General features: G+C 57.7%; 13 protein-coding genes. 6 read left to right on the top strand and 7 right to left on the bottom strand.

The genetic code is table 11. The features are described from left to right. Positions 1-112 precede the first annotated feature (112 nt). The 4 genes from urtB to urtE are packed head-to-tail and all read left to right on the top strand — an operon-like array spanning position 113 to position 4,238. Positions 113-1,678, top strand: a complete 1,566-nt coding sequence (gene urtB, locus LBW88_RS10440) for an urea ABC transporter permease subunit UrtB (protein ID WP_224932416.1) — start codon at positions 113-115, stop codon at positions 1,676-1,678. Continuing rightward, positions 1,678-2,754: an urea ABC transporter permease subunit UrtC gene (urtC, locus tag LBW88_RS10445; RefSeq protein WP_224932415.1), complete on the top strand. Its 1,077-nt coding sequence runs from the start codon at positions 1,678-1,680 to the stop codon at positions 2,752-2,754. Before urtB ends, urtC begins: the two co-directional genes overlap by 1 nt. After that, entirely contained in the window at positions 2,747-3,538 is a 792-nt protein-coding gene (gene urtD, locus LBW88_RS10450) for an urea ABC transporter ATP-binding protein UrtD (RefSeq protein WP_224932414.1), read from the top strand. The genes urtC and urtD overlap by 8 nt, the downstream gene beginning before the upstream one ends. A gap of 1 nt (position 3,539) precedes the next feature. Continuing rightward, entirely contained in the window at positions 3,540-4,238 is a 699-nt protein-coding gene (urtE, locus tag LBW88_RS10455; protein ID WP_224932413.1) for an urea ABC transporter ATP-binding subunit UrtE, read from the top strand. A gap of 673 nt (positions 4,239-4,911) precedes the next feature. Here urtE and LBW88_RS10460 read toward each other — a convergent pair. The 4 genes from LBW88_RS10460 to rbsK form a co-directional block, all read right to left on the bottom strand. Continuing rightward, positions 4,912-6,498, bottom strand: a complete 1,587-nt coding sequence (locus LBW88_RS10460; RefSeq protein WP_224932412.1) for a methyl-accepting chemotaxis protein — start codon at positions 6,496-6,498, stop codon at positions 4,912-4,914. A gap of 164 nt (positions 6,499-6,662) precedes the next feature. Continuing rightward, the gene (locus LBW88_RS10465; RefSeq protein ID WP_224932411.1) at positions 6,663-7,676 is read right to left on the bottom strand and encodes an aldose 1-epimerase family protein; all 1,014 of its coding nucleotides are present in this window, start codon (positions 7,674-7,676) and stop codon (positions 6,663-6,665) included. Beyond that, positions 7,673-8,998: an L-fucose:H+ symporter permease gene (fucP, locus tag LBW88_RS10470; protein WP_224932410.1), complete on the bottom strand. Its 1,326-nt coding sequence runs from the start codon at positions 8,996-8,998 to the stop codon at positions 7,673-7,675. The genes LBW88_RS10465 and fucP overlap by 4 nt, the downstream gene beginning before the upstream one ends. Positions 8,999-9,007: 9 nt before the next feature. Further along, the gene (gene rbsK / locus LBW88_RS10475; protein WP_224932409.1) at positions 9,008-9,925 is read right to left on the bottom strand and encodes a ribokinase; all 918 of its coding nucleotides are present in this window, start codon (positions 9,923-9,925) and stop codon (positions 9,008-9,010) included. Between the two features lie 362 nt (positions 9,926-10,287). Between rbsK and deoR the strand changes: the two genes are divergently transcribed. Then, positions 10,288-11,052 carry a DNA-binding transcriptional repressor DeoR gene (gene deoR, locus LBW88_RS10480; RefSeq protein ID WP_224932408.1) on the top strand — a complete coding sequence of 255 codons (765 nt, stop codon included), beginning with the start codon at positions 10,288-10,290 and terminating at the stop codon, positions 11,050-11,052. Between the two features lie 2 nt (positions 11,053-11,054). Here deoR and LBW88_RS10485 read toward each other — a convergent pair whose 3' ends face one another. After that, complete coding sequence (locus LBW88_RS10485; protein ID WP_224932407.1) at positions 11,055-12,002, bottom strand: 2-hydroxyacid dehydrogenase; 948 nt, start codon at positions 12,000-12,002, stop codon at positions 11,055-11,057. Between the two features lie 185 nt (positions 12,003-12,187). On the opposite strand from LBW88_RS10485, the gene ettA reads away from it, so the two are divergent. Next, positions 12,188-13,855, top strand: coding sequence for an energy-dependent translational throttle protein EttA (gene ettA / locus LBW88_RS10490; protein WP_224932406.1), 1,668 nt, complete (start codon positions 12,188-12,190; stop codon positions 13,853-13,855). A gap of 51 nt (positions 13,856-13,906) precedes the next feature. On the opposite strand, the gene nadR is transcribed toward ettA, so the two are convergent. Both nadR and radA read right to left on the bottom strand, forming a co-directional pair. Beyond that, the gene (gene nadR, locus LBW88_RS10495; protein WP_224932405.1) at positions 13,907-15,133 is read right to left on the bottom strand and encodes a multifunctional transcriptional regulator/nicotinamide-nucleotide adenylyltransferase/ribosylnicotinamide kinase NadR; all 1,227 of its coding nucleotides are present in this window, start codon (positions 15,131-15,133) and stop codon (positions 13,907-13,909) included. Positions 15,134-15,170: 37 nt separating this feature from the next. Next, positions 15,171-16,553 carry a DNA repair protein RadA gene (radA, locus tag LBW88_RS10500; protein WP_224932404.1) on the bottom strand — a complete coding sequence of 461 codons (1,383 nt, stop codon included), beginning with the start codon at positions 16,551-16,553 and terminating at the stop codon, positions 15,171-15,173. Position 16,554 lies beyond the last annotated feature (1 nt).

Consider the following 16,554-nt stretch of genomic DNA (forward strand, 5'->3'; position numbering starts at 1 on the left):
TTAACCCGATACGCATGAATGCGTACCCTACGAAAATCGCATCGGGCAACGTAGGGGCGTCATTCATGGCGCCCGTTTTCAACACTGCACCACCTTCAACAGGACGATAACCATGACAATCTGCCGTTATCTCTGCTGTCTGTTGCTTCTGCTGCCGTGGCTCGCCCAGGCGGGCGATGGCGCTGATTTCGCCGCCGCCAGCCGCACTGAGCAGGCCAATCTGCTGCAGCAGTGGGCCGCCGCACCGCAGGCCAGCCGCCTGCCGCTGCTGCAGGCACTGCGCAACGAAAGCATGGTCATCGACCAGAACAAACAGCCGTTCAGCAAACAGGATGACAAACTCATCCCGCTGGACAGCGCACAACAGCCGACGGGTGACACCAAAAAGCTGTTTATGAACAACCGCCTGCGCGTGTTAATTGCCAGCGCCCTCGCTGCCCACCAGCTGGTGAGCGACGATCCCGCCATTCGTCTGCGCGCTGCACAACAACTGCAAAACGACGGTGCCGCCGATCAACTGCCGCTGATTGAGCAACGCCTCGCGGTGGAAAAAGACACTCAGGTTCACGCGGTGCTCGCCATGGCGGCGGCCAACCTGCAACTCGCCAGCCCGGATGCCAGCGTGCGTCTCAAAGCCGTCACGCTGCTCGGTGAATCCAGCGATCCCAATATGCAGGCCAGCCTCAATCGCTTAACTCAGACCAGCAATGAACCCGATGCGCAGGTGCGCGCCGCTGCTGCTGCCAGCCTGCAACAGATTAAACATCGCTTGATGTGGGGCGATATTTTAGGTCAGGCGTTTACCGGCCTGTCACTTGGCTCGATCCTGCTGCTGGCCGCGCTTGGCCTGGCCATTACTTACGGTCTGCTTGGCGTGATCAATATGGCGCACGGCGAGATGCTGATGCTCGGTGCCTACGCCACCTGGTTCGTGCAGAACCTGTTCCAGCAGTTCGCACCGCAGTGGCTGGCGTGGTATCCGCTGCTGGCGCTGCCCATTGCGTTCCTGGTCACCGCCGGTATTGGCATGCTGCTGGAGCGCACCATCATTCGCCATTTATACGGCCGCCCACTGGAAACCCTGCTCGCCACCTGGGGCATCAGCCTGATGCTGATCCAGCTGGTACGTATGCTGTTTGGCGCACAGAACCTGGAAGTGGCCAACCCAGGCTGGCTCTCCGGCGGTTTGCAGGTATTGCCTAACTTGGTACTGCCGTACAACCGTATTGCGGTGATCCTGTTTGTGTTTGCCGTGCTCGGCCTCACCTGGCTGCTGCTGAACAAAACGCGTCTTGGCCTCAGCGTGCGCGCCGTGACGCAAAACCGCGCTATGGCCGATTGCTGCGGTGTGCCGACCGGACGCATCGATATGCTGGCGTTTGGTCTGGGTTCTGGCATTGCCGGACTGGGCGGCGTGGCGCTGTCGCAGCTCGGCAACGTCGGGCCGGAACTCGGCCAGGGTTACATCATCGACTCCTTCCTGGTGGTGGTACTCGGTGGCGTTGGTCAACTGGCGGGCACCGTGGTGGCGGCCTTTGGCTTAGGCATCCTCAACAAAGTGCTGGAGCCGCAGATTGGTGCGGTGCTGGGCAAAATCCTCATCCTCGTGCTGATCATCTTGTTCATCCAGAAACGTCCACAGGGACTGTTTGCCTTCAAAGGGAGGGTAATAGACTGATGAGCCAACCCCTAACCTTAACCCTGACGCGCAAAGCGCCGCGTCTGAGTATCAGCCTCGGCATCGTCATCACCGTGCTGCTGCTGGTGCTGCCGTTCTGCGCCCTGCTGCCCGCCACGCATCCGCTGGCGATCTCCACTTACACGCTCACGCTGGTGGGGAAAATCCTCTGCTATGCCACGGTCGCCGTGGCGTTGGATCTGGTGTGGGGCTACGCCGGGTTGCTGTCGCTCGGTCACGGTTTGTTTTTCGCGTTGGGTGGCTATGCGATGGGCATGTACCTGATGCGACAGGCTTCCGGCGATGGCTTACCGGCGTTTATGTCGTTCCTGTCGTGGAACGAACTGCCGTGGTTCTGGGCGGGCACGCAGCACTTTGCCTGGGCACTGTGCCTGATCATGCTGGTGCCGGGCGTGCTGGCGCTGGTGTTTGGCTTCTTCGCCTTCCGCTCAAAAATCAAAGGCGTTTACTTCTCGATCATGACGCAGGCGCTGACCTACGCGGGCATGCTGCTGTTCTTCCGCAATGAAACCGGCTTTGGCGGCAACAACGGCTTTACCGGCTTCACCACCCTGCTCGGCTTTAATGTCACCGCCACCGGTACGCGCATTGGGCTGTTCGTCGCCACTGTGCTGCTGTTGTTAATCAGCCTTGGCATTGGCTTCGCGCTGGCGCGCAGCAAATTTGGCCGGGTGCTGACAGCGGTGCGCGATGCCGAAAACCGCCTGATGTTTGTCGGTTACGACCCTAAAGGCTTCAAGCTGTTTGTCTGGACGCTGTCGGCGGTGCTGTGTGGACTCGCCGGTGCGCTATATGTGCCGCAGGTCGGCATTATCAACCCCAGCGAGATGTCACCGACCAACTCGATTGAGGCGGCTATCTGGGTGGCTCTCGGCGGGCGTGGCACCTTGATTGGTCCACTGCTCGGCGCGGCGATTGTGAACGGGGCCAAAAGCTGGTTCACCGTGGCCTTCCCCGAATACTGGCTGTTCTTCCTCGGCCTGATGTTTATCCTCGTCACGCTGTTCCTGCCGCGTGGTGTGATTGGCCTGCTGCGCCGGAGGCGTGATGACTGAACAACTGTTTACCCAACCTCATCCAGCGGACCGTCATCGCGATCAGAGCGATCCGGTACTGCAACTGGAGAAGATCAACGTCTCATTCGATGGCTTCCGCGCGCTCACCGATCTGTCGCTGAAGATCGGCGTAGGCGAACTGCGCTGTGTGATCGGCCCTAACGGCGCGGGCAAAACCACGTTGATGGATGTGATCACCGGCAAAACCCGTCCCGATAACGGGCAAGTGATCTACGACCAGGACACCGATCTCAGCTGCATGTCGCCGGTGGAGATCGCGCGCGCCGGCATTGGCCGCAAGTTCCAGAAACCCACGGTGTTTGAGGCGCTCACGGTCTTCGAGAATCTGGAAATCGCGCTGAAAAACGACAAATCGGTGTGGGCCAGTTTGCGCGCCAGGCTGAACGGCGAGCAGCGAGATCGCATTGATGAGGTGCTGAAACTGCTGCGGCTGGGCGGCGAACGTCAGCGCCTGGCCGGGCTGCTGTCGCACGGGCAGAAGCAATTTCTCGAAATCGGCATGCTGTTAGTGCAGGACCCGCACCTGCTGCTGCTCGACGAACCGGCTGCAGGCATGACCGATGCGGAAACCGAGTACACCGCCGAGCTGTTTCGCAGCCTGGCGGGCAAGCATTCGCTGATGGTGGTCGAGCATGATATGGGGTTTGTCGAGACCATCGCCGATCACGTTACGGTGCTGCATCAGGGCCAGGTGCTGGCTGAGGGATCGTTACGCGAAGTGCAGGCGAACGATCGGGTCATCGACGTTTATCTGGGGCGCTAACATGTTGCAGGTTTCCGAACTGAATCAATATTACGGCGGCAGCCACATTTTGCGCGGCCTCTCTTTTGAAACCAAACCGGGTGAAATCACCTGCTTGCTGGGGCGCAACGGCGTGGGTAAAACCACGCTGCTGAAATGTTTAATGGGATTGATCCCGGCGAAATCCGGCGAGATTCGCTGGCAGGACAAGGTGATCAACAGCCGTAAGCCGCACCAGCGTGTGCAGTCGGGTATTGCCTATGTGCCGCAGGGCCGTGAAATCTTTCCGCGCCTGACGGTGGAAGAGAATCTGCTGATGGGGCTGGCACGCTTCTCGGGGTCACAATCCAAAACGGTGCCCGACGAGATTTACCATCTGTTCCCGGTGCTGCGCGAGATGAAAGCCCGGCGCGGCGGCGATCTCTCCGGCGGGCAACAGCAGCAGCTGGCGATCGGCCGGGCGCTGGCATGCAAGCCACAACTGTTGATCCTGGATGAGCCCACCGAAGGGATCCAGCCATCGGTGATCAAGGAGATTGGCGCAGTGATCCGTCAGTTAGCCCAGCGCGGTGATATGGCGATCCTGCTGGTGGAGCAGTTTTACGATTTTGCCGCCGAGCTGGCCGATCAGTATCTGGTGATGTCGCGCGGAGAGATCGTGCAACGCGGTGCGGGATCCAATATGGAAGCGGAAGGCGTGCGCGTGTTGGTGGCGATTTAGAGGTCGTCTGCACACAGGGATACAGAGCGCCATAAATGGCGCAATACTTGTCAGTTAGGTGGCGGATGATAACGCAGTCTGGTGCCGTTCCGGGGCTGGCGCTCCTCACGCCGCTAGCGCGGTACCTTCACTTCATTCGTTTGCCTGACGGGACCGGCTGGGATGGCTCATCGTGTGCCGCCAGCCTTTCGCCCGCATCCATGCGTGCTCTCCTGGCAGACTCATTCCGTTCAGCGCTGCGGATTGCCTGCCCCGGAACGGCACCAGCCTGCTCTAAAGCTTCAGTGCGTATTGTCAAAAACGGCACGATGGTAGAGGCCAGAGCGCCTCTGCTGCTGCAAGGGCTATCCGCAGCGCTGAGGCTTTTACGTTGGGCCAGGAGCCAGGCGCAGGGATGCGACTGGCAGTTCGGGTTGGCCAGGACGGCCTTACCCGAACGGTCCGTAGGCACGACGTGGAAGACGAAGGCACCGCGTCAGCGGCGCGAGGAGGGCCCGGCAGCAGCAGAGGCGCTCGGGCCCGCACTCCGGAAGCTTACCCAAACGAAAAAGGCTGACACTTTTAACAGTGCCAGCCTTTGCGAATATGCGCTTAATCGAACCATTTTATGCCATAAATCGCGCCCTTACTGGCCGTTGCCTGCCGCTGAATCGGCGCAGTTTGCTACGCGACGTTACTGAGCCGGTTTCGACTCCAACTGGAACACACTGATATTCTCCACCAGCGAACCAACCTGCTGATTCAGCGCGCGCGCCGACTGGGCGGACTGCTGCGACAGCGTGGCGTTCTGCTGGGTGGCGGCATCCAGATGGGTCACTGCCAGATTCACCTGCTCGATGCCCACGCTCTGCTCCGCGCTGGCGGATGAGATGTTCTCCATCAGCTCACACAACTGCTTCACGCTCTCGACGATCTCCTGCATCGACGATCCCGCGCCCTTCACCAGCGTATTGCCCTGCGCAATCAAACTCACCGAACGATCTGTCAGGCCACGAATGTCACGTGCCGCCGATGCGGAACGCTGTGCCAGCGCGCGCACTTCCGACGCCACCACTGCAAAACCACGGCCATCATTCCCGGCTCGCGCGGCTTCGACCGCCGCATTCAGTGCCAGAATGTTGGTCTGGAACGCAATGCCATCAATCACCGTGACGATCTCATTGATCTCACGGGAGAACTGATGGATCTCGCTCATCGCCACTACCACTTTGTCTACCACCTCGCCGCCGTCTCCGGCGCGCTGGCGAGTATCACGCGCGATATCACTCGCATGACGCGCGTTTTCGGCGTTGTTTTTCACCACTGACGTCAGCTGTTCCATTGAGGCGGCGGTCTCTTCCAGCGCGCTGGCCTGCGCCTCGTTACGCGCCGAGAGTTCACGGCTGCCGTGCGCCACCTGGTCGGTGGTATCAGCAATGGCTTCAGTGCCGCTGCGCACGCCGGTGACAATGCGCGTCAGGTTGTGGTTCATATCACGCAGTGCGGCCATCAGCTGCGCCGTTTCGTCGCGTCCTGAAACCTCAATCTGCGTGCGCAGGTCACCCGCTGCCACGGTTTTCGCTACGTTGATCGCCTGCTTCAGCGGACGCGTAATACTCTGGATCAGCCAGGCGGTAATGCAGATACCCACCAGCAAAATACAGCTCATGGCGATTAACAACAGCGTGCGGGTTTTCTGGTAGTGCGCGAGGTTATTCGCTTCGATCTCCTGATGCATCTGCTGCGCGCGCTTCAGCGTGGCAGCCACCAGATCGTCGATTTGCTGCGTCGGGGCGCGGTCAATACCGGTGACCAGGTGGTCAACGCGCGCCGCGCTGTTGATATCACTGATGCTGTAGTTTTCCAGGGCCGCCAGATACTTACTCTCCAGCCCGGCATGCACCGCACGCGCCTGTTCAACCGGTGCAACAGGTAACCCTAGCGCCGTCTGAATCTGGCTCAACTTGCTCAGCAACGCCTGCGTCTGCTGGCTCTCTTTCAAAAACGCCTTTTTGTACTTATCGAAGGTCTCCTGCCCTTGGGTGCCACGCAGCAGAGTATTTTTCCACTCCTGCACCTGAATCTTGAACTGCACCTGCGCACTGCGCGCGGTGTCGATGCTGTCGGCAATCAGGACTTCACGCGCCATCACGTCCTGATTGTTGTCCAGCGCCTGCATATTGACTTGCAGTCCGTGCAGTCCCATCAACAATGTGGCAAGCAACAGCAGCGTGGCGAGAAAACCCAGCCGCTGGCCAATTTTAAACTGATTGAGCTTCATAAATCTGAACCCTGGTAAAGAGAGAGGAGAACCAATGTGACGAATGTCGCAGGGGTTATCGTCCAACAGGGCGTTGAGCTTTATACGATTGGCGAGGAGATTACGTGACAGTTTTGTGAATAGCGAAGCGGTAGGAATCCAGGCGGCACAAGGGCCGCCGGTATTTACAGAATGCCGGTCTCCACGCTGAAGTGGCGTTTCTCGCCGGGTGCCAGCTCAACCAGGGTGCCAGCGCGCTGCGCCGCCTTAAACCCTTCCGGCCGACAGGTAGAGGGCAGCACATAAGCCGCCACCTGCTGATCGTGATTGTGCAGCAGCCAGCGCGTGGCGTGCGGGAACTGTCGACTGTCGAAGCGCGTCATCAACGCATAGCCTTCCGGTGCATGCAGTTCGAACTGCACTTCGTTGCCGTACTGCGGCAGATCGTCGGCAAAGAACACGATCTCCGGATCGCACATTTCTGGCTGATCCAACTGCTGCAAGGGCTGCGGATCGCGTGCCAGCTGATCGGTATACGCGGTCCACTGCGGCGTCGGTTTCACATGCGCCGGGATCGAAGTACGCAGCTTGAAAGCATCCTGCGGGATCGACTGCTTAAAGCGGCCATTGGCCAGCCAGGCACTGTTCAAATGGCACATGTACTGCAGCGGCATTGGCGCGCCCGCCAGATTGGTGACGTTCATTTCGATGTGCAGACGCGGCGAGTTAGCGTGCAAACGCACCGCTGGAGAGGCCAGATAGTGATGGCCAAAACCTTTCACATACTCGGTCTCTCCTTCCAGCGACACGCGATCCTGCTCCAGCACGATCCATGCGCTGTCCATACGCGCACAGGCCATTTCACCGTGTAGCGGATGGTCGTCATCCGGTGCCGGACAGCCGTTCGCCAGCAGGCCGGAGTGGAAGGCAAAACAGCCGTAAGTATCGATAATCGAACTGCCCAGCAGCGGCTGTTTGAAGCTGTGCCCCATGGTCAGCGAGTGGCCATCGAACGTGGCGTCCCACACCATCTGACCGTAAAACGGCAGCACAATCACCGTGCCGCGTTGGTTACGGATGCGCACCGCTTCCACGCCCGCCGGATAGCGAAACAACTCAACGTGGAAATAGTCATTGTGCAGCAGCGTACTGGGCGTTTCCTGAAACTGTTCACGACGTAACGGTAATCGGGTTTTCATGGCATCTCCTCAACCAGACGACCAGCCTGCACCGCCTGATTTTTATGGCGCAGCTCGCCCCAGAAGTAGAATCCGACCCAGGCGAAGCACAACAGCGATACACCAAAGGCCAGCTGCATTGATCCCAGATGATCGGAGACGAAGCCCTGAATCGCCGGGATAAACGCCGCGCCAACAATCGACATGACGATAAACGCGCCTGCCACTTCAGTGTACTTGTTATCCACCGTGGCCAGCGTACCCGCGTAAATCGTCGCCCAGCAGGGTCCGAACAGCACGCTGACAAACACTGCCGCGTACACGGCGGTAAAGTTAGGCACAAACATCACCCACGCCAGAGTGATCACGCCCAGTACCGAGTAGGCAATCAGCACTTTTTCCGCGCGGAAGCGTGTCATCAGGAAGTTGGCGACAAACTTGCCGATAAAGAAGCAGATAAAGCTGTAAATCATAAAGTTAGAGGCGTGACGCTCATTCGTCGCGCCCAGCGTCAGTGCCAGACGAATGGTGAAGGACCACACCGCCACCTGCATGCCGACATACAGGAACTGCGCCACGATGCCGCGTTTGAAGTGGCGGTTACCGGCCAGATAGCGGAAGGTTTCCCCAAGCGATGGCAGCGACTTTTCGCTCGACGCCGGTTTGCAACGCGGATAACGGGTAAACAGGAACAGCAGCATCACCACCACTAACACCATCACCAGATATTTGTACGGCTCCAGCGTGTGTTCCAGCATGGTGAGGCGGAAGGCATGCGCCTGCTCGGCGTTCATGGTCGCCATCTGCGTATGCAGACTTTCACCGTCCTGGAACACCAGATATTTGCCCAGCACGATGCCCATCAGCGCGCCGATCGGGTAGAACGTCTGGCTGATGTTAAGACGCAGCGTGGCGTGATCGCGATGACCTATCATCGAGCTATAGGTATTCGCAGCGGTTTCGAGGAAGCTTAAACCAATCGCGATGGCAAAAATTGCCGCGAGGAACATGGTGTAAGTCGCCATGTGCGAAGCGGGATAGAACAGCACGCAGCCCACGATGTACAACACCAATCCCATCAGGATCGCCAGCTTGTAGGTGGCTTTGCGGATCACCAGCGAAGCCGGAATGGCAATCAGGAAGTAACCGCCATAAAACGCACTCTGTACCAGCGCACTGGCGAAGTCACTCAACGCAAACACACTTTTAAACTGGGTGATCAAGATGTCGTTCAAGCTCGCTGCGCAGCCCCACAACGGGAACAGGCATGAGAGCAGAATGAACTGGAACAGCGGCGTCTTATTCAGATAGCCGTCAGGTTGCTGAACAATGTTCGGTTGCATAGCTCGACCTCAGTTTACGTTGAGAAAACGCTGGAAGGTGTCCGCGTCCGGGTAGGAACGTTGCGTGCCGCGTCCAGTGACGCTGCAAGCGGCATAGGCCGAGGCTTGCGCCATCGCCGTGGGGATATCGCCGGTCTTCACCAGCACATGTGCAAAGCAACCGATGAAGGCATCACCGGCACCGCTGGTATCGACGGCTTTTACTGAGGTAGGCGCGACCTGATGCAGCGCATCGCCCGCCATCCACAGTGAACCGCGTGCACCCAAAGTGATAATCAGGTTTTTGAGGCCACGCTTAAGCAGCGTCTGGCCCGCCCGTTTTACCTCATCATCGGTTCCGACCGGCATGCCGGTGAGGATCTCCAGTTCGGTTTCGTTGGGCATAAAGAAGTCGCACTTGCAGGCGTAATCGATATCCAGATTCGCCACCGCCGGTGCCGGATTGAGGATCACTTTGATGTCGTGCTGACGGGCAAAATCAATCGCGTAATAGACCGTTTCCAGCGGGATCTCGAGCTGCAGGATAATCAACTGGCACGCTTTCAGCGCCTCGGCAGCCGCATCAATATCGGCCGGTTTGAGCTGCTGGTTGGCGCCTTTAATGATCAGAATGCGGTTCTGCGATTGGTCATCAACGAAGATCGGTGCCACGCCGCTGGAAGTGCCCGGCGCGGTGGTGACAAATTGGGTATCGACGCCCTGCTGTTTCAGGTTCGCCACGGTGTTCGGCGCAAACAGATCGTCACCCACTTTACTCACCATCATCACGCTGCCGCCCATTTTCGCCGCGGCCACCGCCTGATTTGCGCCTTTGCCACCACAGCCGATGGCGAAATCAGGCGCTTCCAGCGTTTCGCCCGCCTTCGGCATTTGGTTAGTGTAGGTAATGAGGTCCACCATATTTGACCCAATAACCGCGATATCCATTGTTTACTCCCCGGTGAATTTTTAGCATTTAAATGTTATTTAAATCACACTAGCAGGTATACAAAGTGATCGATGTGACAAAATTCACATCCTGAGCAGCGTATGAAAACGATTTATCTGACAATAAGGCCAGCCTGGATGTTATTATTTTAACAAAACAACATCAGCGCTGTTGACGCTTTCAGCGCGGTGTGGGAAGTTTGCGGGGCGATCTCATTACGGGTAAGATTGAAAAATTGCCGGCTGGATAAGTCGCAAATCATTAAAATATGAGAGATTTACCACGATTTTTCGGTAGCGCTTCTGCTGCGCCGATGGGTAAAACCTTTCACCCTCAGGATAGCCATTACACAGAGATGCTCATGGAAACCCGGCGCGAAGAACGCATTCACAAGCTGGCGCAAGCACTGAAGCGCACCGATAAGCTGCACCTGAAAGATGCGGCGCAACTGTTGGGCGTCTCAGAGATGACTATTCGTCGCGATCTGACTGAACCCGCCTCTACGGTGGTCCTGCTCGGGGGCTACATCGTCAGCGATCCGAAAAGCCATGCCGGACACTATTTCGTCTCCGATCAGCACGGGCAAAATGCCGCACGCAAGCAACGCCTGGCACAGGCTGCCGCAAGCTTGATTAGCGAAAACGACACGGTGTTTTTCGACTGCGGCACGACGCTGCCCTATATCGTGGATGCGATTCCCGAAACGCTGACGTTTACCGCCATTTGCTGTGCCATGAACACCTTCCTCGCACTGAAAGAGAAACCGGCCTGCAATGTGATCCTCAGCGGCGGCGAGTTTCATGCTGATAACGCCCTGTTCACGCCGATTGGCGCGCACTCGATCCTCGACGATCTCTGCCCGACGCTGGCGTTTATCTCGGCGGCCGGTATCGATCAGGAACAGGGCGCAACCTGCTATAACCTTAATGAGTTGGCGATGAAGCACCACGCGATGCTGCGGGCGCGTACTCGGGTATTGGTGGCCGACAGCAGCAAATATGGCAAAGTACTGCCCGCGCGTATTGGCGAGCTGCGTCGTTTTGACATGCTGGTGAGTGACAGCGCGCCGGATGCGGCGCTGAAGGATTGGCTGACGCAACAGAAGATTCCGCTGCGCCTGCCGTAACGTTAGGCCCAGCGATCGATAACCGCTTCGCCATCGCGCAGACGCCGCAGGTTATCACAGATCCCTTTGATATTGCCCGCCAGTGAGATATCCGTTACGCCGCCAATGTGTGGCGTGGCGATCACGTTATAGTCGAACACCGGATCCTGCGGATTGGGTGGCTCCTGCCAGAACACATCCAGCCCGGCACCGGCCAGTTTTTTGCTTTCCAGCGCCGCGAGAAATGCCTGCTTCTCAATTAATCCACCGCGTCCGAGGTTAATCAGAAAGCTGTTCTGCTTCATCTGCGCCAGTGCAACGGCATCAATAATGTTATGGGTGTCTGGGTTGTCCGGCAGGCTCAGCACCACAAAGTCGGACTGCTGCAAAAGTTCGGGCAACTGCGCCATGGTTCCCAGCCAGTCGAGCTGATGCTGACGTGCAAAAGCCTCATCCGCTTCGCGCTTTACGCCGATCATGCGCATGCCAAAAGGCGTCAGACGTTTGGCTAAGGCTTTGCCGATACCGCCTAACCCTACCAGCCCAACCGTTTTGCCCATCAAGCCCATGCCAATCGGTTGACCGAGTTTCTGCTGCGCCAGGCAATCCGCGATCTCATGCTGGCGCCGCGCCAGGCCAATCATCATCCAGATGCCCAACTCGGCAACCGAATCCGCATTACCTGAATGATCGGAAGGCACGTTTGCGACCATGATCCCAGCCTTTCTGGCGGCATCAATATCCACGCCTTCCAGTCCTACGCCCGCCTGCTGTACCAGCTTCAGGCGATCGGCGGTGGCCAGCAAGCGCGCATCCACACGGCACATACCGGGGATCAGCGCATCGAATCCCGCCAGGCTTTCCGCCGCATGACCCGCAGAGGCGACAAACTCCACATCGGGTAACGTCTGACGAATTGAAGGAATCAATCCGCCCCAGGCATGTTCATCGGCCGCAATCAGCACTCTCATCGAACCCCTCCCGTTTCAGGCAAAAAGGCAGCATAGTCCGGCCGTTGAGTGAGAATCAATCAGTTATCGGTTTGTGAGCCCGGCTTCAGAAGATTCAACGCCATGTGGCTGTGATTGCAGGGTGAAAACGGCTAAACTTCAGCATCTGACGTTCACCACTCACTGACCAAGAGGCTCAATACAACGTGGCTCAATTCGTCTATAGCATGCATCGCGTCGGCAAAGTCGTTCCGCCGAAGCGTCACATCCTGAAGAATATCTCTCTTAGCTTCTTCCCTGGTGCCAAAATCGGCGTACTCGGCCTGAACGGCTCGGGTAAATCCACTTTGCTGCGCATCATGGCGGGCATCGACACCGATATCGAAGGGGAAGCACGTCCGCAGCCGGGCATTAAAGTCGGCTACCTGCCACAGGAACCAAAACTGAACCCAGAGCACACCGTGCGTGAATCTGTGGAAGAAGCGGTATTTGAAGTGGTTGGCGCGCTCAAGCGTCTCGACGAAGTGTACGCACTGTATGCCGATCCGGATGCCGATTTCGACAAGCTGGCTGCCGAGCAGGGCCGTCTGGAAGAAGTGATCCAGGCCCACGACGGTCACAACCTCGATACCCAGCTGAACCGTGCTGCTGATGCCATGCGTCTGCCAGACTGGGATGCCAAAATCGAGACCCTGTCCGGTGGTGAACGCCGCCGCGTCGCGCTGTGCCGTCTGCTGCTGGAAAAGCCAGACATGCTGCTGCTCGATGAACCAACCAACCACCTGGATGCAGAATCCGTGGCCTGGCTGGAACGCTTCCTGCACGACTTCGAAGGCACGGTAGTGGCGATCACGCATGACCGTTACTTCCTCGACAACGTTGCCGGTTGGATTCTGGAGCTGGACCGTGGCGAAGGTATTCCGTGGGAAGGTAACTACTCTTCCTGGCTGGAGCAGAAAGATCAGCGTCTGGCGCAGGAAGCTTCATCTGAAGCAGCGCGTCGCAAGTCGATTGAAAAAGAGCTGGAATGGGTACGTCAGGGCGCGAAAGGCCGTCAGTCCAAGGGCAAAGCCCGTCTGGCACGCTTTGAAGAGCTGAACAGTACCGATTACCAGAAGCGTAACGAAACCAACGAATTGTTCATTCCACCAGGCGCACGCCTCGGTGACAAAGTGTTGGAAGTCACCAACCTGAGCAAATCGTATGGCGATCGTGTGCTGATCGACGATCTAACCTTCTCGGTACCGAAGGGCGCGATTGTCGGCATCATCGGTCCGAACGGTGCGGGTAAATCCACGCTGTTCCGCATGATGTCAGGTCAGGAGCAGCCGGATTCCGGCACCATCGAGGTGGGCGAAACCGTCAAGCTGGCGTCAGTGGATCAGTTCCGTGATGCGATGGATAACTCCAAAACCGTGTTCGAAGAAGTGTCTGGCGGCCAGGACATTATGCGCGTCGGCAACACTGAGATGCCAAGCCGTGCCTATGTCGGTCGCTTCAACTTCAAAGGCACCGATCAGGGCAAACGCGTTGGCGAGCTGTCCGGTGGTGAGCGTGGTCGTCTGCACCTCGCGAAACTGCTGCAGGTTGGCGGCAACCTGTTGCTGCTCGATGAACCAACCAACGACCTCGACATCGAAACCCTGCGCGCGCTGGAAAACGCCCTGCTGGAATTCCCTGGCTGTGCCATGGTGATCTCGCATGACCGTTGGTTCCTCGACCGTATCGCCACCCACATCATCGATTATCAGGATGAAGGTAAGGTGGAGTTCTTCGAAGGTAACTTTACTGAGTACGAAGAGTACAAGAAACGCACCCTCGGCGCAGACGCGCTGGAGCCGAAGCGTATCAAGTACAAGCGTATGACGAAGTAATTGCCATTACGTGAAAAAGGCGCCAATCGGCGCCTTTTTTATGTCTGGCGATCAGGCGCCCAACATCTCTTTCACTAACTCAACGCAGCGCAGGAAGCGCGTATCGTAGTCATCCTCTTTCACGTGCACGAACTCGATATTGTTCTCACGCAGCATCGTCACCAGCATCGACTGAAACTCACGACGATCCATTGAGCTGCCGAGACTGCGCAAGCCGTCGGCCACCCATGGCACGTTGTTCTCCAGCAGGATCACCAAATCAAAACGATACTCGTCGATTAGCGCCTGAACAAACGGGTGCTCGCGCCCCTCATACTTGAGGCAAAACGCCTGCGTGGTGACAAAGTCGGTATCGATAAAGGCCACTTTACTGGCGTATTTGACGGCAAAATCGATGTACTGCGCCTGCCCCAAGGCAATCTTGTCGTAGTCGGAATACTGCAGCGCCATCTCATCGCCACCGAGGTGCGAGAAGACATAATCGCGGCCATACTCCCACGCACTGGTGGTGTTGAAGATATTCGCCAGCTTATTGACCAGCGTCGATTTTCCGCTCGATTCCCCGCCAAGGATCGCCACGGTGCGCACAAAGAACGGCTTCACTTCGGTGGGAATGTATTCCCAGTAACGGAACGGATCCTGACGAATCTGCCCGCCGCTGATGTTCATAAAGGATCGATTAGGATCGATCACCACCGTCGAAATGCCGAGATGCTGTTGGTACATCGCCGCATCAGGCTCTTCGCTGGTGTAAATGCAATCCGGCTCAATGCCCTGCTCTGAAAGGAATTTCTTTACCCCTTCGCTCCACACATCCCAGCCGTGCGGATAAGGTTCGATCCCTTCTTCATCAAACGAGTGGATGCGGATGTTTTTCTGATATTTGAAAGTCTGCAATAACCAGCGCAGACGATCGCTGACAGTCGGCTGCTGCGACATGGCACTGTTTTCAAACAGTTCACGATCGCGCGGATCGTCATGGCCCATGATGATGTGCAGCTCATCCACCTGGCTACAGGCGCGCTGGATCAGATAGATATGGCCGGTGTGCAGAGGGTAAAACTTACCAAACACCACGCCAACGGTTTTGTTGCGGCGCGGAAATTCCAGCCCAAGAAAACGGTGCAGCGCTTCCAGCTTCTGCGCGCTCGGGCTTTTGATTTTGGCATTCAGCAACTGGCTTAAGTAGCCTTTGGTCATCCCGCTGGCATCTGCAACCTGCTGCAGCGTATGGCCCTGCTGGCGTATGGCAGTTTTCAGGTAGTCGAACGATGACATTTAGTGCCTCCTGCATGGGAAATAATGGGGTGCGGTATTACAGCTCGTCAAAAATCGCCAACGCATCCGACAGCTTTTTCGCGCTATACACCTTCATGCCCTCAATGGCCTTCTTCGGTGCATTGCCCGCGGGCACAATCGCGCGTTTGAAACCGTGCTTGGCTGCTTCTGAAATACGTTCCTGCCCGCTCGGCACCGGACGAATCTCCCCCGCCAGTCCCACTTCACCGAAGATCACTAAATCCTGCGGCAGCGGACGATTACGCAAGCTGGAGACCATCGCCAGCAGCAGCGCCAAGTCAGCACTGGTCTCAGTGACTTTGACGCCACCCACCACGTTGACGAACACATCCTGATCCGCCATCTGCAAGCCACCGTGACGGTGCAGCACGGCCAGCAGAATCGCCAGGCGGTTCTGCTCCAGACCCACGGCCACACGACGCGGGTTGCCCATCATCGAGTGATCCACCAGCGCCTGAATCTCTACCAGCAGCGGTCGCGAACCTTCCCACACCACCATCACCGAACTACCGGCAGTGACTTCATCACCGCGCGACAGGAAAATCGCCGATGGGTTACTGATCTCACGCATGCCCTGCTCGGTCATGGCGAACACGCCCAGCTCATTCACCGCACCAAAGCGGTTTTTGTGGCTGCGCAGCGTGCGGAAGCGCGAATCGGCATCGCCATCCAGCATCACTGAACAGTCGATGCAGTGCTCCAGTACTTTGGGCCCCGCCAGCGAGCCGTCTTTGGTGACGTGACCCACCATCACAATCGCCACGCCGCGCGTTTTAGCGAAGCGCGTCAGGTAAGCGGCGGTTTCACGCACCTGCGCCACACTGCCGGGCGAAGATTGAATATCCGCCATGTGCATCACCTGGATCGAGTCGATCACCATCAATTTCGGCTGTTCCTGCTCGGCGATCAGGCAGATCTGCTCGATGCTGGTTTCCGACAACATATTCAGGTTTTCAGTGGGTAATCCCAGACGGTGGGCGCGCATCGCGACCTGTTGCAGTGATTCTTCGCCAGTGACGTACAGGGTTTTCATCCCTTCCGCCAGCTGACACATCACCTGTAACAGCAGCGTCGATTTACCGGCACCGGGGTTACCACCGATCAAAATCGCACTGCCTGGCACCACACCGCCGCCGAGCACGCGATCGAACTCTTTGAAACTGGTGGAGAAACGCGGCACGGCTTCGAGGCTGATTTCGGACAGCTTCTGCACCCGGCTGGGTCCAGCGCTGCCCGCATAACCACTCAGACGCTCGTTACGCGCTGCCGCAGGCGAGGCGGCAATCCGCACCTCGGTGATGGTGTTCCACGCGTTGCAGGCGCTGCATTGCCCCTGCCAGCGTGGATAATCTGCGCCGCACTCGTTACAAACGAAGGCGCGCTTTGCCGCTTTGGCCAAA

Source organism: Pantoea sp. alder81 (assembly GCF_020179835.1).
GTDB lineage: Bacteria > Pseudomonadota > Gammaproteobacteria > Enterobacterales > Enterobacteriaceae > Pantoea.

Bases quoted from the DNA above. Each gene is read 5' to 3' on its own strand.
- urtB (WP_224932416.1), top strand. From the start codon at position 113: ATGACAATCTGCCGTTATCTCTGCTGTCTGTTGCTTCTGCTGCCGTGG.
- urtC (WP_224932415.1), top strand. From the start codon at position 1,678: ATGAGCCAACCCCTAACCTTAACCCTGACGCGCAAAGCGCCGCGTCTG.
- urtD (WP_224932414.1), top strand. From the start codon at position 2,747: ATGACTGAACAACTGTTTACCCAACCTCATCCAGCGGACCGTCATCGC.
- urtE (WP_224932413.1), top strand. From the start codon at position 3,540: ATGTTGCAGGTTTCCGAACTGAATCAATATTACGGCGGCAGCCACATT.
- LBW88_RS10460 (WP_224932412.1), bottom strand. From the start codon at position 6,498: ATGAAGCTCAATCAGTTTAAAATTGGCCAGCGGCTGGGTTTTCTCGCC.
- LBW88_RS10465 (WP_224932411.1), bottom strand. From the start codon at position 7,676: ATGAAAACCCGATTACCGTTACGTCGTGAACAGTTTCAGGAAACGCCC.
- fucP (WP_224932410.1), bottom strand. From the start codon at position 8,998: ATGCAACCGAACATTGTTCAGCAACCTGACGGCTATCTGAATAAGACG.
- rbsK (WP_224932409.1), bottom strand. From the start codon at position 9,925: ATGGATATCGCGGTTATTGGGTCAAATATGGTGGACCTCATTACCTAC.
- deoR (WP_224932408.1), top strand. From the start codon at position 10,288: ATGGAAACCCGGCGCGAAGAACGCATTCACAAGCTGGCGCAAGCACTG.
- LBW88_RS10485 (WP_224932407.1), bottom strand. From the start codon at position 12,002: ATGAGAGTGCTGATTGCGGCCGATGAACATGCCTGGGGCGGATTGATT.
- nadR (WP_224932405.1), bottom strand. From the start codon at position 15,133: ATGTCATCGTTCGACTACCTGAAAACTGCCATACGCCAGCAGGGCCAT.